This is a genomic window from Variovorax dokdonensis (assembly GCF_030316895.1).
In the GTDB taxonomy this organism is placed as follows: domain Bacteria; phylum Pseudomonadota; class Gammaproteobacteria; order Burkholderiales; family Burkholderiaceae_C; genus Variovorax; species Variovorax dokdonensis.
This window is the reverse complement of the sequence record NZ_JASZYV010000001.1, coordinates 1,823,755-1,843,081: the sequence shown is the minus strand read 5'-3', so window position 1 is coordinate 1,843,081 and position 19,327 is coordinate 1,823,755. Positions and strand designations below refer to the sequence as shown.

Sequence of the window (19,327 nt, the reverse complement as noted above, 5' to 3'; positions counted from 1 at the left end):
AATTAGTTTGCCAACCGGCAAACTGTCTTGCTATAGTTCGCCACATGGCAAACTATTCAGCAGCTTCGCTCGACGACATCTTCCGTGCGTTGGCCGACCCGACAAGACGGTCGGTGGTGGCGAGGCTGGGCCGCGGATCCGCCTCCATCAAGGAACTGGCCGATCCCTTCGGCCTGGGGCTGCCCGCGTTCCTCAAGCACATCAAGGTGCTCGAAAGCTGCGGGCTCGTCGTCTCCGAAAAGATCGGTCGCGTGCGCACCTGCAAGCTCAGGCGCGCCAAGTTGAAAGCCGCCGAAAAGTGGTTCGACGAACAGCGCGCCGCATGGGAAAGCCGCTACGAATCCCTCGACAACCTCCTCACAACCCTGAAAGGCGACCAAGGTGAAAGCTGAACTTCAATTCGATTTCGTCGTCGGCGACGACAAGCGCACGCTCGTGATCAAGCGCGAGTTCGCAGCCAAACGACAGCTCGTGTGGGACTGCCATACCAAGAGCGAACTTCTCGATCAATGGTTCGCGCCCAAGCCGCTGACGGCCAAGACCAAGTTCATGGATTTCAAGGAGGGTGGCCATTGGCTCTACGCGATGGTCGAGCCGAACGGAACGGAGTACTGGGGCCGTACCGACTTCCAGACCATCCACCCCATCGACAACTACACCGCGCTCGACGGGTTCTGCGACTCGAACGGCACGCTGAACCCCGAGTTGCCTCGCGCGGAATGGGACGTCACGTTCTCCGACCTGGGGGCACATACCCTCGTGCAGACCGTTGCACGCTACGCATCGCCACAAGCGCTGGAACAGGTCATGCAGATGGGCATGAAGGACGGCATGACCTCGACGATGGAACGTCTGGACGAGCTTCTGCTGGTGATCGCCCCTCGCTGAGCCCACCTGATCGAGGCAGGCGCCGACCTTCGGCGTGGTCGATGTGTCTGGCTGCGCAATCTGGTGGCCGAGGTGGCTGCGTCGTTGTGACGTCTCCGCCGGCCTCACCTTGATCTAGCGCAACGCTGTCCGCTCGCGGATCCCTAGAGTCGTCTTTCGGCGCGGCACTTTCGGCCGCCCCTGCATTTCCTGCAACCGGAAGACGACCGCCCGAAGGAGCCCGCCCAACATGAACGCATGGAGCCGCGCGGCCCGCTTCCGCTTCATGCCCCGCAACGGCAGTCGTGCATCGCTGCCGGCCCGCTTGGGCATGGCGATCTTGCGGCGACAACGGGACGCGCCTTGAAACGCAGCAAAGGCGTCGCCCTTGGCCTGGGCATTGTTGCCCTTGTGGCCGCGCTCGGCTGGTGGAACTGGCCCGTGACTGTGCAGGCTGCCCGCCCCACCCGCGGACCTGCCATCGAGGCGGTCTATGCGACCGGCACCGTGGAGCCCACCATCCTCATGCCTGTGTCACCCCGCGCGGGCGGCCGGCTCACGGCGGTCGAGGTCGAGGAAGGCCAGCACGTCGCACGCGGTCAGGTGCTGGCCCGGATCGAATCCGACGACCTCGATCAGACCGTCTCGGAGATGCGGGCACGCGAACAGCTGGCGCAGGCCCAATTCGAACGCACCAGACAACTTGTCGAACAGGGTTTCATGTCGCGCTCGGAACTCGACCGCGCGCGCACCGAACTGCAGGCCACCGGCGCCGCCGCGCGGCGGGCTCGCGTCCAGCGCGACTACGCACAACTCACGGCGCCGGCGGACGGCGTCGTGCTGCGTCGCGACGGCGAAGCCGGGCAATTCGTCCCCGCCGGACAGGCCGTTTTCACGCTGGCGTGCTGCGCGCCCCTGCGCGTGACGGCGGAGGTGGACGAAGAAGACATTGCCCGCGTCACGGTGGGCCAGACGGTCACCATGCGCACCGATGCGCTGCCCAAGCAGCTGTTTTCCGGCATGGTGTCGGAGATCACGCCCAAGGGCGATCCTGTGTCACGAAGCTACCGCGTTCGCATCCGGCTTGCGGATGCGCCGCCGGTGGATGCCGGCCCGCTGCGCAGCGGCATGACCATGGATGCCAACCTGATCGTGTCGCGCCGGGACGGCGCGCTGCTCGTGCCCAATGCCGCGCTGCAGGGAAGCACCGTGTGGCTGGTGAGCGAGGGCCGGCTGCGGCGGCGCCCGGTCGTTCTGGGCGTCGCGGGCGCGGGACTGACCGAGATCGTCTCCGGCCTGGGCGACTCGGACATGCTGGTGCTGTCGCCGCCCGCCCATCTTCGCGAAAGCCAGCGTGCGCGCGTCGCTCCCGGCGTGTCCACGCTTCCACCCTTCGCTTCCATGAACGGGCAGTGACGCGCATGCCGATCGCGCTTGACATTGCCGTGGCCCACCTGGCCGGCCGCAAGCGCCAGACGCTGGTTTCGGTCACCGGCGTCGTGCTGGGCGTGGCGTTCTTCCTGGGTGTCTCCAGCCTGATGCGCGGCTCGGAGGACGACTTTCTCAAGCGCCTGGTGGACAACAGCCCCCACGTCACCGTCTACGACGACGTGCGACGAGGACGGATGCAGCCCGCCGCCCTGCAATGGCCACAGGCCGCGGTCGCGGTGCGCAACGTGCGCCCCTTGCGCGAGACCCGCGGAATCCGTGGCTGGCGCGAGAAACTGGCAGTCATCGAAGCGTTGCCCGGCGTGCGTGCCGCGCCGGTACTTGCCGACGCCGCCGTCCTGACCTTTGCCGGCCGCCTGCAAGGCGTGACGCTCTCGGGTGTCGTGCCCGAGAAGATGAAGCACGTGACGACGATCGAGGAGAAGATGCAGGAAGGATCGCTCGACGCGCTGGCGGCGGACCCCAATGGCATCGTGATCGGCCGCGCGCTGGCCGACAAGTTCAACCTGCACACCGGCAGCACGCTCGTCATCCTGTCGGCCGATGGCACCAGCCGGTCGCTTCGCGTGGTCGGCATCTTTCGCACGGGCAACTCCGCGTACGACGAAAACCAGGTCTTCGTGCTGCTCAAGCGCGCCCAGGCGCTGCTTGCGCGGGTGAACAGGGTCAACCGGATCGTGCTGCAACTGGCCGATCCCCATGCCGCGCAGTCGGCGGCGCAAGCCATCGAAGCGGCCACGGGCTACAAGTCGGTGTCATGGATCGAAGCGTCCGAAGACCTGCTCAGCCTGCTGCTGGTGCGCAACATCATCATGTACAGCGTGGTCGCCGCGATCCTGGTCGTGGCGGGATTCGGCATGTACAACACCATCTCCACCATCGTCATGGAGAAGACGCGCGACATCGCCATCATGAAGTCGATGGGCTTCCACCCGCGCGATCTCCGCCGCATCTTCCTGCTCGAAGGCCTGATCGTCGGCGTCGGCGGCAGTGTGCTCGGCAGCCTGTTCGGCCTGGGCCTGATGCACGTGCTCGCGCAGATCGAAATCCGGCCGCCCGGCGTGACGGAGGTCGTGCATCTGCCGATCTTCTGGGGCAGCACACAGTTCGCGATGGCCGCCGCCTTTGCCCTGCTGTCGTGCATCGCGGCCTCCTACCTTCCCGCGCGGCGGGCGGGACGGCTGAGGCCGGTGGACATCCTGCGGGGCGCGACATGAGCGAGCGCAAACCGGCGATCCAGTTCGAGCGGGTGACGCGCCGACTCGAGGGCGAGATCCCCGTCACGCTGGTTCAGGACGTCGACCTGCGCATCGACGAAGGGGAATTCGTCTGCGTGATGGGCCCTTCGGGCTCGGGCAAGTCTTCCCTGCTCTACCTGATGGGACTGCTCGACGTGCCGACCACGGGCAAGGTCCTGGTCGACGGCCTGGACACGACAAGCCTGGACGAAGACCAGTTGGCCGACTTCCGACTGTCCAGGCTCGGCTACGTGTTCCAGTTCCACTTCCTGCTGCAGGAGTTCAGCGCTCTGGAGAATGTTGCGCTACCGATGCGAAGACTCGGCAGGCTGTCTCGCGAGGCAGTGCACGAGCGGGCCGCAGGCCTGCTCGACCGATTCGGGCTCGGTGGCCACCACGACAAGCGCCCGAGCCAGCTTTCAGGCGGCCAGCGCCAGCGCGTGGCCATCGCGCGCGCACTGGCCAACGATCCGAAGGTGATCCTCGCGGACGAACCCACCGGCAACCTGGACTCGGCCTCCAGCACGAACGTGCGCGACATCCTGCGCGACTTGACGCGAGAGCCCGGCAAGACGGTGATCGCCGTCACCCATGACGCATCGTTCGCCTCGATGGCGGACCGGCGCATCGGGATCGTCGACGGGCGCATCGACATGAACTGGCGGCCCGAACGTCAGGCTTGAATGCGGCATACCGCCGTGGCCGCGCAGGTTGACCCGGCTACACGGGCGATGCGTCGACCCAGGCCGCGTTCTGGCGCGTGGGCGCACTGTCCGAATCGCCGTCGCCGCCCTGCTCTTGTGCAGCGCAGGCGTCACGCAGCTGCTCCGGGCACTGATCGCGGAAGTCGGCATAGCCGCCCATGCTTGCGGCCACCGTGCCGAAAAGGAAAAGCAGCCACATCAAGAAGGCCGCGATGCGGGGGCCCGTAGAGCGCTCCCGCGCAGAGAACGCGAACCAGTGTTCCTGCCTCGGCGCCTGCTCTTCTTCGTGCCCTTGCGCGGCAGCTGCGCTTTCGAGCTTGGCCAGATAGCGCCCGATGAGCCGCATACGGGACGAAATGGCCCACGCCTTCACACATCCATAGACCGGAAACGCGATCGGGGTCAGCCACAGCAGCCCCTGGTAGGCGACGAAACCGCCTGCCGACAGCAGCACCAGCGAGAAAGCCAGAAGCGCACCCAGGCCGCAGGCCCATTCGAGGCGATGAAGGCTCCGCGCGGCCTCGCGCAATTCGCTTTGCAAGGCGAGGTACTCTTCTTTGTCCGACAAGGTGTCTGCCATCATTTTCGGGTTGTTCCAGGGGCGCCATCGTAGTCGAAGACTGATGATTCATCCAGTACTCGGCGCCGCCATTCACGGCGATGGATGCCACGCTCGTGGGCGCTTGGCCTACCTCGGCCCGGCGACGGAACGCCAACCATGTGGGGCGCTGCCTCCACCTGTCTCACCCCCATGTCCGAATCCAGAATCGCGGTCTACGGCGCCATCGCGGCCAACGTTTGCATCGCCGCGACGAAGTTCGCCGTTGCGGGGGTCACTGGCAGCTCGGCCATGCTCTCCGAAGGCGTCCACTCGCTGGTCGACACGGGCAATGGCGCGCTGCTTCTGGTGGGTCTGCGCCGCAGCGGTCGGCCTGCCTCGCGAGAACACCCCTTCGGGCATGGCAAGGAGCTTTACTTCTGGAGCCTCATCGTGGCCGTGCTCATTTTCGGAGCGGGCGGCGGAGTCTCGTTCTACGAGGGGATCGTCCATATCCAGGATCCCGAGCCGCTGACAGACCCCTTCTGGAGCTACATCGTCCTGGCAGCAGCGTTCGTCTTCGAAGGCGCCAGCCTCCTGGTGGCACTGCGGCAGTTCCAGAAGTCGCGTGCGCGTGGACCGTTCTGGCAGGCGCTTCACAGCAGCAAGGATCCGTCGACCTACACCGTGTTGGCGGAAGACTCGGCCGCCCTGGCCGGACTGCTCATCGCGGCAGCGGGCGTGTATTTCAGCCATGAGCTGAACATGCCCGTGCTGGACGGCGTCGCATCATTGCTGATCGGGCTCTTGCTGGCTGGCGTGGCTGTCCTGCTGATCCGCGAATCGCGCGGCTTGCTGATCGGCGAAGGCTTGTCGCGCAAGAGCGCGCAGGACATTCGTGCGATCGTCTCCGGCTATGCGTCGGTGCGGGAAGTGGGTCCCCTGCTCTCGATGTACCTGGGTGCCGAGGACGTCCTGCTCACGCTCGACGTGGTCGCCGATCCCGACGTGCCGGCCGGCGAGTTGGCCGTCACGATCAAGGACATCGAGCGCGAGATCCGCCAGCGTTATCCGAAGATCCGTCGCATCTACATCGAAGCGGTGCCTCGCCTCGACGTGCCACCGACGGCAGCACGAACCACCGAGCCGATGGTCAAGCCCTGGACCAAGACCGAGAAGACCACGACGCAGTAAGTCAACGCCAGGATCGTTTCCCGGTATTGGCTCTCGGGCAGATGCAACGCCAGGGCCACCGAGATGCCGCCGCGCAGCCCGCCCCACGCCAGCACGGCGGAAGCGCCACGCGGCAGGCCGAACCAGCGCCGAAGCACGCGCACCGGCAAGGCCACGGTGAGTCCACGCGCGAGCAACGTGATGGCGATCGCTACCGCCCCGCCGACCAGCAGCGACGATGAGAACTGGACCAGCACCACCTCCAGCCCGATCAGGACAAACAGCACGGCATTGAGGATCTCGTCGATCAGTTCCCAGAACATGTCGATGTAGCGCTCGGTCGTACTCGACATGGCATGTTCCCGGGCGCTGCTGCCGACCATGAGCCCGCAGACCACCATCGCGAGCGGCCCCGAAACGTGAAGATGCCTGGCCAGCGCATAGCCGCCGATCACGGCCGCCAGCGTCAGCAGCACCTCGACCTGGTACTGATCGATGCTCCGCAGCAGGACCAGCAGCACCAGGCCGATGACGAGCCCCAGCCCGATTCCCCCGCCCGCCTCTCGAAGCAGCAACATGGCGGCGTCGCCACCGCTGGGGGTCGACCCGCTGGCCAGAACCCCAGCCAGCAGTGCGAAGACGACGATCCCGACGCCGTCGTTGAACAGCGACTCGCCGGCGATCACCACCTCCAGTTCGCGCGGCGCGCCAGCGGACTTGATGATGCCCATCACGGCGATCGGATCGGTGGGCGCGATCAGCGCGCCGAACAGCATGCAGTGGATCAGCGGCATCTCGATGCCGACCCAGGGCAGTGCCAGCCACGTCGCCCCACCGACGAGCACGGTGGTGGCCAGCGTTCCCACCAGCGCCAGCGCGCCAACCTGCCACCGATGCGCCTTGAGCGCTTTCAGATCGACATGCAGCGCGCCCGCGAACAGGAGCAGCGACAGCATGCCCTGCATCAGCAACTCGGAAAAATCGATTGACTGGATGAACGACGCTTCGCGCTCGCGAAATCCGTGATCGAGCCCAACCGCGTCCAACCCGACGATGACCAGCGACAACACCAGCGCGATCGCCATCACCCCGATCGTCGTGGGCAGGCGGAACACGCGCTGGTTCACATAGGCAAGAAGCGCCGTGAGCGCAAGACAGATGGCGATCAGGTCAAGCATGAGGGGGCGGCGCTTGCGCCGCAGGGCAGCGGCACGGAGGGCGTTGGCCGGATGGGCGTCCGGCCATTGTCGCTCCGGCCGCCGGCCGTCATGCGTTCTTCAAGGGCCGCTCCGCCGCCTTTCGTTCGCGTTCAGCCTCGTCGAGATCGTCGGCGGCGTCTTCGGTGGTCATCTCGTTGCTGGTGCTGCGGCTGCCCTTGAGGTGAAGCTCGACGTCGGTGGCCAGATCGCCCACCTTGGCCACGGCATCCTTCACTTGATCCGAACTGACGTCGAATCGCTTGGCCCACTGGTCCAGCGCGGCGTCGGAATGAACATCGATGCGGTCGAGCCCGATGGCGTCGGGCGCGATGGGCGCAGTCTCGCGCGATGATGAAGTCGACATGATGAGGGTCCTTTTTCTGCGAAGTGGGTGCCCTCAAGATAGGCGCCGTGGCCCGGCGCGGCTGTAGGCGGTGCGAGACAAAGCGCCTAGGCGTGTTCTTAGAATGCCCCGTGGACCTGAGAACACTGCGCTACTTCATTGCCGTGCTGGAGGCCGGTAGCCTGTCGCGGGCGGCGGGCAGCCTCTACATTGCGCAGCCCGCGCTGACCGCGCAGATCAAGAAGCTCGAAGCCGAACTCGGTGCCCAGCTCTTCGATCGCTCGCACGCCGGCGTGACGCCGACGCCGGCCGGCGTGCAGCTCTACGAGGATGCGCGCCGCCTGCTGAGCGATGCGGACGCGGTCCGCGAGCGCATCCAGCGCCTGCCGCAGGGCCCCGAAGGCTCCGTCACCGTTGCACTGCCGTTCCTGCTCGCTTCGTTGCTGATGGGGCCGGTGCTTGCCGCCCTGAAGCTTTCTCACCCACGCATCCGCGTGTTCGTGCTCGACGACCTGAGCCTTGGCGTGAAGAAGGCCATGCTCGACCGGCGCGCGGATGTCGGGCTGCTGGTCGATGCGCCCCAGGTCGATGGCCTCGCGTGCCGGCCGCTGGTGCGCGAGGCGATGTACTTCTGCGGCCATGACTTGGATGGCGCCGTGGCCCGACTGCTGCGCATGCCCGCCAACGGCCGGACCACGAAGACGCCGCGCACGAGGAAGAACGCCAAGTCCCCTTCCGCAGCCGAGCGGCCCGAGATCGACTTCGCCGTGGCCGTCGCACAGCCACTGGTGTTGCAGTCGAGACGTTTCGCCATCCGGCGGGCCGTGGAAGACACCGCCACGTCGCTGGGGCTGCCGCTCAACATCGCGCATGAACAGGATTCGACCCGCGTGATCCGCTCGCTGTACCTCTGCGGTGCGGGTTTCACCTTCACGCCCGCCTGCGCGCTCAACGACCAGCCGGCGCCGCGGCCGGGCTGGATCGTCGCGCGCGTCGCCCGGCCGCACATGCAGCGCACGTACTCGCTGGCGATGCCCGACACGGGCAGGCCCATCGACGCCGCGACGCAGGTGGTGGCCGACGCGCTGGCAATGCAGATGAAATCGATGATCGAATCCAGCGCCTGGGAAGCCGATTGGCTGGGCACTGCATAGCCGGGCCATCAATTCGATTGATCCCCTTGGATCAGCAAACAGTATTTCCCTGATACCGGTCGATCTGGAACAGTTGAATCAACCCCTTGGCACAGCGCCCGAGGGGAGTTCCAGGAGACACGCCATCACTGCATCAACTTCTTCCGCCGGGCTGGGGCAGCGCCCCGTCGCCAATGTGGGCGCCCTGGTGTCGCGAAGCGCTCGCGCCTTTGCCAACCGGATCGCCATCAAGACCCCTGCGCTCAGTCTCAGCTATGCCGAACTGGAGCGTCGTTCCAACCGCCTGGCCAATGCGCTGCTCGGCCTGGGCCTCAAGCGCGGCGATCGCGTCGGCATCTACCTGCCCAATCGCCCGGAGATCGTGGAGGTCGAACTGGCCTGCTACAAGGCCGGGCTCATCAAGGCGCCATTCAACGCCCGACTGTCGCCAGCCGAAGTGGGCGAGATTGCCGCCAACAGCGAAGCGGCCGTCATCGTGACCACCGCCTTGCGCGTCGAAGCTTTTCGCCCGCACATTCGTGGCGCCATGCCCAGCCTCCTGCTGGTGGCCGAGCGCGCCGGGAGCGACGAGCCCAGTTCGTACGAAGACGCCCTCGCCTCTGCCAGCGACGCATTCGCGCCCGTGGCGGTCACCGCCGACGAAGTGGCGGTCCTGCACTACACCTCGGGTTCGTCTGGCGTGCTGAAGGCCGCGATGCAGACCTTCGGCAACCGCCTGGCGCAATTGCGCAAATTCCTGCTGCGCTCCGAAGGCATGAACGAGGGTGCGGTGCTCGGCCTGGTCGGGCCGATCACCCACGCGTCGGGCATGCAACTGGTGCCGGCCCTGTGCTGCGGCGTCACGATCCGCCTTTTCGACAGCTTCGAGCCAAGCCGCTTCATCGCGGACATGCGTGCGGACCGCGTCACCCACACCTTCATGGTGCCCACCATGATCAACATGCTGCTGGGCGAGCTCGAAGGGCAATACCGCCCGTTGCCGGACCTGGTGCGCCTGGGCTACGGCGCCGCGCCGATGGCGCCCGCGCGCATCCTGCGGGCGATGGACGTGTTCGGACCGGTGCTGTCGCAAGGCTACGGCGCGGGCGAGACCACGTCCGGTGTCTGCGCGCTCACGGTGGCCGACCACCTGTACGCCCGTGCGGCGCGGCCCGAACGGCTGGCTTCTTGCGGCCGGCCGCTGCTCGAGTGCGACGTGCAGATCCTGGACGACGACGGGCAACCGGTGGCCTCCGGGGAGATCGGCGAGATCGTGGTCGGCGGCGACGACGTGTTTGCAGGCTACTGGCGTGCGCCCGAACTCACGGCCGAAGTGCTCAAGAACGGCCGCTACCACACGGGCGACCTGGCCCGCATGGACGACGAAGGCTTCGTCTACATCGTGGACCGCAAGAAGGACATGGTGATCAGCGGCGGCTTCAACGTGTACCCCTCGGAGGTCGAGGCCGTGCTCTACCAGCACGCCAGCGTCAAGGAGGCCTGCGTGTTCGCCATCCCCGACGACAAGTGGGGCGAGGCCGTCGCGGCCCACGTGGTGCTCAACCCCGGCAGCGTGGCCGATTCGGGCCTGCTGGATGCCTTCTGCGGCGAGCGGCTTGCCGGCTTCAAGCGGCCGCGCCACATCGAGTTCGTCGCCCAGTTGCCCAAGAACCCCAATGGCAAGGTGATGCGCAAGGCGGTGCAGGCGCCCTACTGGGCCGGACAGGAACGGATGGTGAACTGAGATGGATGCGATGACCACGACCACACCGAACGTCCCGCCGCCCTTCTTCGCCGGCCCCTTCGAGGGCACCGAGCGTGCGGCCGAGATCATCCAGCGCGTGCGCGAATATCTGCATGGTGAACTCGCCGACCTGGCCCGCGAGCACCATGTCGACCAGGAGCATGGCGCACCTCGCGAAGTGCTGCAGCAGGTGTGGCGCCGCTCGCGCGAGCTGGGCTTCTACGGCATGACGCTGCCCAGCAAGATGGGCGGCCTGGGCCTGTCGCTGCTGGACCATGTGCTGATCAAGGAAGCCATCTACGCCAGCGGGTCGCCGTTTGCGCCGCACGTCTTCGGCGAACTGAGCGGGCCGCCGCGCGTCGGGGCACTGGCACGCCAGGCGACGCCCTACCAGATGCAGCAATTCATCATTCCGGTGGCGCAGGCCGAAAAGGCGATCTGCTTTGCCTTGACCGAAGCCGAAGCCGGTTCGGACGCCGGGGCGGTCCAGACCCACGCGGTGCGCGATGGCGACCACTTCGTGATCACCGGGCGCAAGCGCTTCATCTCGGGATCGCCGTTTGCCGACTATGCCGTGCTGATGGCCTCCACCGCTGCCGACCCGAGCCGCGAACGCGAGGTCTCGGCCTTCTTCGTGGACCTGCAATCGTCCGGCGCGCGTGTCGAATGCGGTTACAAGACCATGGCCGGCCAGAGCAGCACCGGCGACATCGTGCTCGACGGCGTCCGCGTACCCGCTGCGAACTTGATCGGCGAACCGGGGCGCGGCCTGGCGCTGGCTCTTGGCCGCATCACCGTCAACCGCCTCTTGCATTGCCCGGCGATGGTGGGGCTGGCCACCGTCGCCCTCGCCGATGCTCGCGACTATGCGTTGCAGCGTCGGCAGTTCGGCCGCGCGATCGGGCAGTTCCAGGCCATCCAGCACATGCTGGCCGAAGCGGCCACCGAACTCGCCGCGGCCCGCGCTTTGATGATCCACACGGCCCGGCAGATCGACGGCGGCGCCGAGGCGCGCGCCGAGGCTTCCATGACCAAGCTGTTCTGCTCGGAGACGGCCTTTCGCGTGGCCGACCGCGCGGTTCAGATCCACGGCGGCGAGGGCATCGTGCAAGGCCGCCGGGTCGAGTTCCTGTTTCGCATGCTGCGCATGTACCGGGTGCTCACCGGCACCAGCGAGATCCAGAAGAACACCATCGCCAAGGAACTGCTCGGCGACGCGGCGGCGCGCTAGACGCGCTTTTCCGCGCCGATCGAGGCGCCATTCATTTCCGCCTAAAACAGACTTACGGAGACAAGACCATGAACGACATCACCCGCCGCGCACTGCTTCGCCGCGCATCCCTGGCCGCGCTGCTGCCGCTGGGCGCTCCCGCCCTGGCCCTGGCGGAGCAGGAGCCCTACCCCAGCCGCCCCATCAAATGGGTGGTTCCCTATCTGGCGGGCACTGGTCCGGACACGACCACCCGCATCCTGGCCGAGGCGGTGACGCCCTTCATCGGGCAGCCGGTGGTCATCGACAACCGTGCCGGCGCGGCCGGGAACATCGGTGCGCGAGCCGGTGCCAAGGCGGCGCCGGACGGCTACACATGGATCTACTCGGCCGCACCCATGGCCGCGAACATGCTGATGTACAAGAACCCGGGCTACGACGCGCTCAAGGATTTCCGCCACATCATGCGGCTGACGCGCTCGGACATCGTGGTGGTGGTGAGCGCCAAGTCCGACATCCGCACCATGCAGGAACTGGTGGCCCGCGCCAAGGCCAAGAACGGGCAGATGAACTACGCCTCCGGCGGCGTGGGCACGCCGTCGCACCTGGGCGTGGAAATGATGCTGACGTCCGCGCACGCCCAGGCCATGCATGTGCCGTACAAGGGTGCTTCGGAACTGGTCAATGCCGTCATCGGCGATCAGGTGACCTTCGGCGCGCCGATCTTCAGCGTTGCCTTTCCGCTCATCAAGGCGGGCCAGTTGCGCGCCTTGGCCGTGGCCGGCAGCAGCCGCAACCCGACGCTGCCCGACGTGCCGACGCTGGCCGAAGCCGGCATCAAGGGCGCCGAACTCACCTCGTGGGGCGGCATCTCGGTGCCGGCCGGGACGCCGGACGCGGTGGCCGAAAAGATTCGCGGCGCCTTCGAGAAGGCGCTGGCACAGCCCCAGGTGATCGCGCTGCTCGAAAAGCAAGGCGGCATGGTCGACATCCAGGACTCCACCGCCTACGTGAAGGGCTTCAAGCAGGAGATGGCCTTCACCGAGGCGATGATGAAAAAGGTGGGGCTGGAGGCGATGTAGCCGCCGCCCTCAACGCGTCGGCGCGCGCACCAGCAGCGCAGGGTCGTAGCCTTGCTTGGCCACGAAGTCGGTCAGGCGGCGCAGGTCGGCATCCGGGATGCTCGGCGTGCGCGCCATGATCCAGACGTAGTCGCGCTTCTCGCGTGCCACCACGGTCTGGGCGTAATCGTCGGACACATAGGCGATCCGATAGTCCGCCTTGATCGGCCACACGTACTGCTGGCCCCAGATCGCGTTGGTGCGCTGGTCCAGCACATAGCCTCGCGACTCGTAAGTGCGCAGGGGACCATCGAACGCGTCGGCGTTGAAGGTGAAGGTGGTGGCGATGGTCCCGTCCGCGTCCAGCCGGTAGTTTTCCTTCGGGTTGTGGGCGCCCTTCTCGAGGAAGGTCGGAATGCTGGCGATCACGTACCAGTCGCCCATGAAGCGAGGCAGGTCGACATGGTCCGCCAGGGCCAGCGGCGGCAACTTGCGATCCGGCGAACTGGCGCAGCCCGCCACCGCCACGCCGGCCAAGACAACGGCCAGCGCGAGCCATGGCTTTCGAGCCGGTACCCGCGCGCGGCCGCGCATCGGCCCAAGTGAATCGATCACGTCACGACGTCCCATGTCAGAACCTGTTCCCTTTCATTAAGCAGGCAGAAGCACCCGGTCGATGACGTGCACCACCCCGTTGCTGGCGAAAACGTCCGTGGCCACCAGCCCGGTCGTTCGATTGCGCTGATCCACGATGCGCAGGTTGGCATTGACCCGGAAGGTCTGGCCCTGCAGCGTGGTAATGGGCGAGTCGACACGGATGTCGGCCTTGAGCGTGCGGCTCGGCACCACGTGGTAGGTCAGCACCTTGGTCAGCAAGGCGTTGTCGGCCAGCAGGGCCTGCTTGGTCACGCCCAGCTCTGTCAGAAGCGCGGCGAAGGCGGCATTGGTGGGCGCAAAGACCGTGAACGGGCCCGGCGCCTTCAGCGAGTCCACCAGGCCAGCCGCGACCACCGCCTCCACCAGGATGCTCAGGTCCGCCGTGGCCTGAGCCGTCTCGACGATGTCCTTGTTGGCCGGCAGCAGCACGCGGTTGACGACATGCAGCACGCCGTTGGCTGCCACCGAATCGGTGCTCGTGATGGCGCTGGTGCGATTGCGGCCGTCGGTGATCTGGTAGGCATTGCCCTGCAGTTCGATCTTGAAGAAGCCGCCGCCGATGGGCTCGATCGCCTTGCCCAGCGGAATGGCTTCCTTGAACACCACGCTCGACAGCACATGGTATTTGAGTACCGCCCCCAACAGCGCGGTGTCGGCAAACAGCGCGTCCTTGGTGGTGCCCAGTTCGGCCAGCAGCGCCGCAAAGGCGTTGTTGTCGGGCGCGAACACCGTGTAGCTGCCGCTGGAAAGCGTGTCGCGCAGGCCCGCCGCATTCACCGCCTCGACGAACAGACTCAACTCGGGCTTGCTCTCCGCGAGCGTGACGAGGTTCTTCCGGTCGGCGGCATCGCTGCCACCACCTCCGCATGCGGTGAGCAAGGTCGGCATGGTCATCACTGCAGCCGCACCGGCGATCCACTGGCGGCGGCTCAACTTCGGCTTCACGGACATTGGCGTCTCCTGGGTTTGAACTCACGCCGGGACGATGCAGCGCACAACGCGCCGCCATTTCGGCATGCGATGCCCTCTACGCAATCGGTCGCGCTGCGGATGACTTTCGTGCATGAGTTACTTGCGGTTGCGCCTTTCGCCATCCGCAGGGTCGGTGCAGATCCAAGCGTGCCTGGGCTGCGTACAACACGAAGCTCAACACGCCCAAGCCGCCAATGCTTTCCGACGCCACCACCATCCGATGGGTAGAACAAGGGTTCGTGCCCGATTACGTCGTCCGCCTCGGAATCCGCAACTTCCTGCGGCAGCGCCTGACGGAGGTGAGCGGCAATGCCGCAGCCACCTTGGCCATGACCCGTTCCTTTGCCAGGAGCATGTTCACCGCGCCGGTGGCCCCCCTGGCGCACAAGGCCAACGAGCAGCACTACGAGTTGCCGGCATCCTTCTTCGAGCAGGTGTTGGGGCCGAGGCTCAAGTACAGCTGCTGCCTGTGGCAGGACGATGCGCCCGACCAGAGTCTGGCCGAGGCGGAGACCGCAGCCCTGAGGGCAACCTGCGAAAACGCTCGCCTGGCCGACGGACAGGACGTGCTGGAACTCGGCTGCGGCTGGGGCTCGCTCAGCCTGTGGATGGCCGAGCACTATCCGGCCAGCCGCATCACGGCCATCTCGAATTCCCGTTCGCAGCGCCTCTTCATCGAAACGCAGGCGCGCCGGCGCGGCCTGGACAACCTGCGGGTGATCACCTGCGACATGAACGCCTTCGACGCCGGAGCGGAACGCTACGACCGCGTCGTGTCGGTCGAGATGTTCGAGCACTTGCGCAACTGGCCGACGGCCTTTGCCCGCGTGGCGAGCTGGATCCGGCCGGGCGGCTTCTTCTTCATGCATGTGTTCGCGCATCGCGAGGCGCCATACGCCTTCGACGTGCGCGACGACAGCGACTGGATGGCCCGCTACTTCTTCAGCGGCGGCATGATGCCCAGCGACGATCTGCCGCTGTATTTCCAGGACGACCTTCGCATCGCGGACCGCTGGCGTTGGGATGGGCGGCACTACGCCCGCACCGCCCGCGCCTGGCTCGACAACATGGACGCCAAGCGCGACCAGCTCCTGCCGGTCGTGCAGGCGGCCCACCAGGACACGCAGGCCGTGTGGTGGACGAGATGGCGCCTGTTCTTCATGGCCGTCGAAGAGTTGTTCGGCTGGAACGCCGGGCAGCAATGGTGGGTGAGCCACTACCTGATGGAGCGTCGGCCGTGAGGCTCCTGCACCGTGCCCCGAAGCCGCACGCGCCGCAGGTCTTGCAGGCTTCGGACGCTGGTGGGGGCGAGCCCGGCACGGTGCATCGCATCGCCAACTTCGTGCTTTGCCAAATCGCCTGGTTCGCGGCCGTCGTGGGCGCGGCAAGAGGGTACGAAGCGGTGGGTTGCGCGGTCGTGCTGGCGGTGATGGCCTGGCACCTCGCGCTGGCGGCTCGCCCACTGCGCGAAGCCGCGCTGCTGCTTGTCGTCACGTTCTTCGGCCTGCTGGCGGAGGCTGCCCAGGCGCATCTGGACGCGTTCCGCTACGTGGGCGCCGTGGCGCCGGGCGACCAGCCGCCGCTGTGGCTGGTGCTCCTGTGGCCGTTGCTGGGTTGCATGCTCAACGTGAGCCTGCGCTGGATGCGTGGACGCTACCTCCTGGCCGCCGTCTGCGGTGCAATCGCAGGGCCGCTGGCGTTCTTCGGCGGGGCACGCCTGGGCGCGGCGCAGATCCACGACGCCTCCATCCTGTGGCTGGCGCAGGCGATCGGCTGGGCCGCACTGATGCCGCTTTTCGTGGCGGTCGCCAGCCGGCTCGATGGCATGGCGCGACCGTCGGCATCGGGCGGGCCGTCATGAGCGCACTGGTGAACGTCGCCCTCCCCGGCCTGGCCACCTGCCTGGCCATCGCCGTGATGGTCTGGGTGGCCAGCCTGATCCGCAAGGACGTCAGCATCGTCGATCCGTTCTGGCCCGTGATGATTCTGGCGGCGGGCGTGACGTATGCGCTTTGCATCGAGCAAGTCAGTTCGCGCGGCTGGATCGCGCTGGTCCTGGCCGGCGCATGGGCCGTGCGGCTTTCGCTGCATCTGGCGGTGCGCAAATGGCACGACCCTGGCGAAGACCGGCGCTACGTCGCCATCCGCGAGCGCAACTCGCCGGGCTTTGGCTTCAAGAGCCTGTATCTGGTGTTCGCTCTGCAGGCCTTGCTGGCATGGGTGGTTTCCGCGCCGCTGGGCGCGGCCTCGGCATCCAGCAGCGGGCTCAATCTCCTGGACATCGTGGGCGTGCTGCTTGCCGTGTTCGGCGTGAGTTTCGAGGCCATCGCCGATTGGCAACTGGCTCGCTTCAAGGCCGATCCGAAGTCGCGCGGCGCGGTGATGGACCAGGGTCTTTGGCGGTACAGCCGCCACCCCAATTACTTCGGTGAATCCTGCCTCTGGTGGGGCCTGGGCCTGATCGCGCTGGCAGCCGGCTTTCACAACGCATGGGCGCTGGTGTCGCCGGTTCTGGTCACGGTGCTGCTGCTGAAGGTGTCGGGCGTCGGTCTGCTGGAAGCCGACCTGGTCGAACACCGCAAGCCCTATCGTGACTACATCGAACGCACGCCGGCTTTCTTTCCTGGCCGGCCCCGCGCATCCGGAGGCAAGGCATGAAGCGGTACGCGGCATGGTGGGTCTGCCTCGCCCTGGCCGGCTCGGCGGGCGCCGTCGATGCCCGGACCACCACGTTCACCGTGTTGCTCGACGGCGAACCCATCGGCGAACACCGCTTCGTCCAGACGCCGCAGCGCGACGGTTTGCTCGAACTGACGAGCGAGGCCAACTTTCAGGTCCGCCTTCTGGGCGTGCCCGTGTATCGCTACCAGCATCGGGCCCAGGAGCTTTGGCAAGGCGATTGCCTGCAGACGCTCAAGGCCTCGACCCAGGACGGCGGCGAATCGACGCAGGTCGATGCCAGCAGGGTGCAAGGCGCGCTCGTGATCGAGACGGGCGAGCGAAGGCAGCAGGTGGACGGCTGCCTGATGAGCTTTGCCTACTGGAATCCCGTCATGCAGCGGCAGAATCGGCTGCTCAACGTGCAGACCGGCCGGATCGAGCAAGTGCAGCTGACTCGCATCGAGACCGCGCAGATCGACGTGCGTGGACAAATGGTGTCTGCCCAGCGCTGGCGCCTGAGCGGCACCGAACGACCGCTCGATGTCTGGTGGACCGCACAAGGCCAATGGGTAGGCCTGGACGCCACGGTCAGCGGCGGCCGCAAGCTCAGCTATCGGCTGCGCTGAAGCGCACCGCTCCCCTTTTGCTTTTCAAGGAACGCCCATGAGAACCTTTGCACTGGCCTGGATCCTGGCCGCCGTCATCTTCCTCGCCCTGGACGCCGTCTGGCTCAGCCTGATGACGCCAAGGCTCTACCAGCCGATCATCGGCCCGCTCTTGCGCCAGCCCTTCGACATGTGGGCCGCCGGGTTCTTCTACGTCGTCTACATCAGCGGCATGGTGGCCCTGGCGATCTCGCCGGCGTTCGACCTGAAAAGCGTCGGCGCAGGCGCGGCCCGTGGGGCGATGCTGGGTTTCGTGGCCTATGCCACCTACGACCTGACCAACCAGGCCACCTTGCAAGGTTGGTCGTGGAAGATCACGCTGGCCGACCTGGCCTGGGGCACCAGCGCCACGGGCGCTGCGTCCGCCCTCACCGTGCTGGTGCTGCTCAAGCTCTTGCCCGGCCGCTGAATCACATGCCGATCGAAGCGCCCATGAGGCGCGCCAGCCAGCCGTCGAACCGCAGCGTTCCTTCGACCGAGGCCAGGCAGATGCAGTCTCCATTGGGCTGAACGGTCGGTTGATGGCGCACCGATCCGTCCGTCTCGTCGAAATCGCCGGCGCGGAACTCGCTGCGGCCATCGTCGAACGCTCCCCAAAGCACCTGCGTCAGCTCGCTCTGGCTGTGCGTGTGCTGCGGCAGCATCCGGCCGGCGCCAATGCGAAGCATGAAGACCTTGGCCTGCGGCGCGTCCGGAACCACCACGCGGTTCCAGTACATGCCCGGGCCCATCCAGCGCCAGGGACCGACTTCGCAGCCGGACATCGCCGCCGGCCAGGCGACCGGAAGCCAGGGCTTCTCGCCTACGACCGTGCTCGTCCTGGGCGCGTCGGCCAAAGAGCCGGGCCCGGCATCGATGCGGGCAAGCACGCGCTCCAGCGCATGCGGCGACAGTTCCGCCGGCGGCAGTTCGTCGAGCATGACGCCGCCCAGCGCGTTCAGTTGCGCCATGCGCTGGCGGCAGGCCGCGCAGCCTTCAAGGTGCACGTCGAGCAGCAGGCGATGGCCCGCGCCCAGGCTGCCCGCCGCATAGGCGAGCATCAGTGCGTCATCGGGGTGATGTCGAATCCTCATGGTTGCATTCCATCCAGCCGGCGTCGCAGCTGGTTCAAGGCCAGGCGCACGCGGGATTTCACCGTGCCCAGCGGAAGACCCAGCTCGGCGGCGATCCGCGCATGCGGGTGCTCCTCATAAAACGAAAGCCGCAACACCAGCTGCTGCTCCGGCGGCAGCGCCGCCATGGCCGAGCGCACCGCGCGCTCGCACTGGGCGCCGAAGAGCTGCTCTTCAGGCGTGGGCTCGGGGTCCTCGGCGCCAGCCAGGGCATCTTCATGGGGATCGCTGGCGATCTGCTCCATGCGGTTGCCCAGGCGCCGGAAATGGTCGATGCGCAGGTTGCGGGCGATGGCAAAGATCCAGGTCGAAGCCGCGGCCTCGGCCGGATCGAAGCCCGCGGCCTTCTTCCAGACGTTGACCATGGCCTCCTGGGCGAACTCCTCGGCCTGGCTTTCGGAGCTGCCCGAGCGCATCAGGTAGCTCTTGATGCGCGGCGCGAAATGCTTGAACAAGGCCGCGAAGGCCTGGCGGTCCGACTTGCTGCCCACGCAGACAAGCAGGTGGTTCAGCAGGTCGGGTTCGGGTGCATGCTCCGGAATATCAGGCGACATGGCAACGGACAGGTAGGGAGCGCGGGCTCGATGCCTGGCGGGGTCGA

General features: G+C 66.8%; 22 protein-coding genes. 15 read left to right on the top strand and 7 right to left on the bottom strand.

All coding sequences use genetic code 11. From position 1 onward, the window contains the following. Positions 1 to 44: 44 nt before the first annotated feature. The 5 genes from QTH91_RS08520 (at position 45) to QTH91_RS08500 (ending at position 4,237) form a co-directional block, all read left to right on the top strand. Entirely contained in the window at positions 45 to 392 is a 348-nt protein-coding gene (locus tag QTH91_RS08520; protein WP_286659551.1) for an ArsR/SmtB family transcription factor, read from the top strand. Further along, the gene (locus QTH91_RS08515) at positions 382 to 888 is read left to right on the top strand and encodes an SRPBCC domain-containing protein (RefSeq protein ID WP_286659550.1); all 507 of its coding nucleotides are present in this window, start codon (positions 382 to 384) and stop codon (positions 886 to 888) included. Before QTH91_RS08520 ends, QTH91_RS08515 begins: the two co-directional genes overlap by 11 nt. 342 nt (positions 889 to 1,230) lie before the next feature. Further along, positions 1,231 to 2,283 carry an efflux RND transporter periplasmic adaptor subunit gene (locus QTH91_RS08510; protein WP_286659549.1) on the top strand — a complete coding sequence of 351 codons (1,053 nt, stop codon included), beginning with the start codon at positions 1,231 to 1,233 and terminating at the stop codon, positions 2,281 to 2,283. Positions 2,284 to 2,288: 5 nt separating this feature from the next. After that, complete coding sequence (locus QTH91_RS08505) at positions 2,289 to 3,533, top strand: ABC transporter permease (RefSeq protein ID WP_286659548.1); 1,245 nt, start codon at positions 2,289 to 2,291, stop codon at positions 3,531 to 3,533. Continuing rightward, positions 3,530 to 4,237 (top strand): ABC transporter ATP-binding protein, encoded by a 708-nt coding sequence (locus QTH91_RS08500; RefSeq protein ID WP_286659547.1) that lies wholly within the window; start codon positions 3,530 to 3,532, stop codon positions 4,235 to 4,237. Before QTH91_RS08505 ends, QTH91_RS08500 begins: the two co-directional genes overlap by 4 nt. Before the next feature lie 37 nt (positions 4,238 to 4,274). Here the strand turns inward: QTH91_RS08500 and QTH91_RS08495 are convergent, their stop codons facing one another. Beyond that, positions 4,275 to 4,826, bottom strand: coding sequence for a hypothetical protein (locus tag QTH91_RS08495; protein WP_286659546.1), 552 nt, complete (start codon positions 4,824 to 4,826; stop codon positions 4,275 to 4,277). A 183-nt stretch (positions 4,827 to 5,009) separates the two neighbouring features. Between QTH91_RS08495 and QTH91_RS08490 the strand changes: the two genes are divergently transcribed. Next, positions 5,010 to 5,990, top strand: coding sequence for a cation diffusion facilitator family transporter (locus QTH91_RS08490; protein WP_286659545.1), 981 nt, complete (start codon positions 5,010 to 5,012; stop codon positions 5,988 to 5,990). Here QTH91_RS08490 and QTH91_RS08485 read toward each other — a convergent pair. Both QTH91_RS08485 and QTH91_RS08480 read right to left on the bottom strand, forming a co-directional pair. Continuing rightward, the gene (locus tag QTH91_RS08485) at positions 5,885 to 7,147 is read right to left on the bottom strand and encodes a cation:proton antiporter (protein ID WP_286659544.1); all 1,263 of its coding nucleotides are present in this window, start codon (positions 7,145 to 7,147) and stop codon (positions 5,885 to 5,887) included. The genes QTH91_RS08490 and QTH91_RS08485 overlap by 106 nt on opposite strands. An 88-nt stretch (positions 7,148 to 7,235) precedes the next feature. Further along, positions 7,236 to 7,532 carry a DUF3606 domain-containing protein gene (locus tag QTH91_RS08480; protein WP_286659543.1) on the bottom strand — a complete coding sequence of 99 codons (297 nt, stop codon included), beginning with the start codon at positions 7,530 to 7,532 and terminating at the stop codon, positions 7,236 to 7,238. Between the two features lie 110 nt (positions 7,533 to 7,642). Here QTH91_RS08480 and QTH91_RS08475 point away from each other — a divergent pair, with 110 nt between their 5' ends. The 4 genes from QTH91_RS08475 (at position 7,643) to QTH91_RS08460 (ending at position 12,680) form a co-directional block, all read left to right on the top strand. Beyond that, entirely contained in the window at positions 7,643 to 8,665 is a 1,023-nt protein-coding gene (locus tag QTH91_RS08475; protein ID WP_286659542.1) for a LysR family transcriptional regulator, read from the top strand. Positions 8,666 to 8,789: 124 nt separating this feature from the next. Beyond that, complete coding sequence (locus QTH91_RS08470) at positions 8,790 to 10,388, top strand: AMP-binding protein (protein ID WP_390368181.1); 1,599 nt, start codon at positions 8,790 to 8,792, stop codon at positions 10,386 to 10,388. A gap of 1 nt (position 10,389) precedes the next feature. Then, positions 10,390 to 11,619: an acyl-CoA dehydrogenase family protein gene (locus QTH91_RS08465; protein WP_390368169.1), complete on the top strand. Its 1,230-nt coding sequence runs from the start codon at positions 10,390 to 10,392 to the stop codon at positions 11,617 to 11,619. A 68-nt stretch (positions 11,620 to 11,687) separates the two neighbouring features. Next, positions 11,688 to 12,680 (top strand): Bug family tripartite tricarboxylate transporter substrate binding protein, encoded by a 993-nt coding sequence (locus QTH91_RS08460; protein ID WP_286659540.1) that lies wholly within the window; start codon positions 11,688 to 11,690, stop codon positions 12,678 to 12,680. Positions 12,681 to 12,689: 9 nt separating this feature from the next. Here the strand turns inward: QTH91_RS08460 and QTH91_RS08455 are convergent, their stop codons facing one another. Next, on the bottom strand, positions 12,690 to 13,289 hold the full coding sequence (locus QTH91_RS08455) for a lipocalin family protein (RefSeq protein ID WP_286659539.1): 600 nt from the start codon (positions 13,287 to 13,289) through the stop codon (positions 12,690 to 12,692). A gap of 21 nt (positions 13,290 to 13,310) precedes the next feature. Next, positions 13,311 to 14,267, bottom strand: a complete 957-nt coding sequence (locus QTH91_RS08450) for a fasciclin domain-containing protein (RefSeq protein ID WP_286659538.1) — start codon at positions 14,265 to 14,267, stop codon at positions 13,311 to 13,313. Between the two features lie 215 nt (positions 14,268 to 14,482). Here QTH91_RS08450 and QTH91_RS08445 point away from each other — a divergent pair, with 215 nt between their 5' ends. The 5 genes from QTH91_RS08445 to QTH91_RS08425 are packed head-to-tail and all read left to right on the top strand — an operon-like array spanning position 14,483 to position 18,023. Beyond that, complete coding sequence (locus QTH91_RS08445) at positions 14,483 to 15,529, top strand: SAM-dependent methyltransferase (RefSeq protein WP_286659537.1); 1,047 nt, start codon at positions 14,483 to 14,485, stop codon at positions 15,527 to 15,529. Continuing rightward, entirely contained in the window at positions 15,526 to 16,149 is a 624-nt protein-coding gene (locus tag QTH91_RS08440; protein ID WP_286659536.1) for a DUF2878 domain-containing protein, read from the top strand. Before QTH91_RS08445 ends, QTH91_RS08440 begins: the two co-directional genes overlap by 4 nt. After that, positions 16,146 to 16,946, top strand: a complete 801-nt coding sequence (locus QTH91_RS08435; RefSeq protein ID WP_286659535.1) for a DUF1295 domain-containing protein — start codon at positions 16,146 to 16,148, stop codon at positions 16,944 to 16,946. The genes QTH91_RS08440 and QTH91_RS08435 overlap by 4 nt, the downstream gene beginning before the upstream one ends. Continuing rightward, positions 16,943 to 17,575, top strand: a complete 633-nt coding sequence (locus tag QTH91_RS08430; protein WP_286659534.1) for a DUF6134 family protein — start codon at positions 16,943 to 16,945, stop codon at positions 17,573 to 17,575. Before QTH91_RS08435 ends, QTH91_RS08430 begins: the two co-directional genes overlap by 4 nt. Positions 17,576 to 17,612: 37 nt before the next feature. After that, a complete protein-coding gene (locus tag QTH91_RS08425) occupies positions 17,613 to 18,023 on the top strand; it encodes a DUF2177 family protein (RefSeq protein ID WP_286659533.1) in 411 nt (136 codons plus the stop codon). A 1-nt stretch (position 18,024) separates the two neighbouring features. On the opposite strand, the gene QTH91_RS08420 is transcribed toward QTH91_RS08425, so the two are convergent. Both QTH91_RS08420 and QTH91_RS08415 read right to left on the bottom strand, forming a co-directional pair. Beyond that, complete coding sequence (locus QTH91_RS08420) at positions 18,025 to 18,687, bottom strand: ChrR family anti-sigma-E factor (protein WP_286659532.1); 663 nt, start codon at positions 18,685 to 18,687, stop codon at positions 18,025 to 18,027. Beyond that, positions 18,684 to 19,280 (bottom strand): sigma-70 family RNA polymerase sigma factor, encoded by a 597-nt coding sequence (locus tag QTH91_RS08415; protein WP_286659531.1) that lies wholly within the window; start codon positions 19,278 to 19,280, stop codon positions 18,684 to 18,686. The genes QTH91_RS08420 and QTH91_RS08415 overlap by 4 nt, the downstream gene beginning before the upstream one ends. Positions 19,281 to 19,327 lie beyond the last annotated feature (47 nt).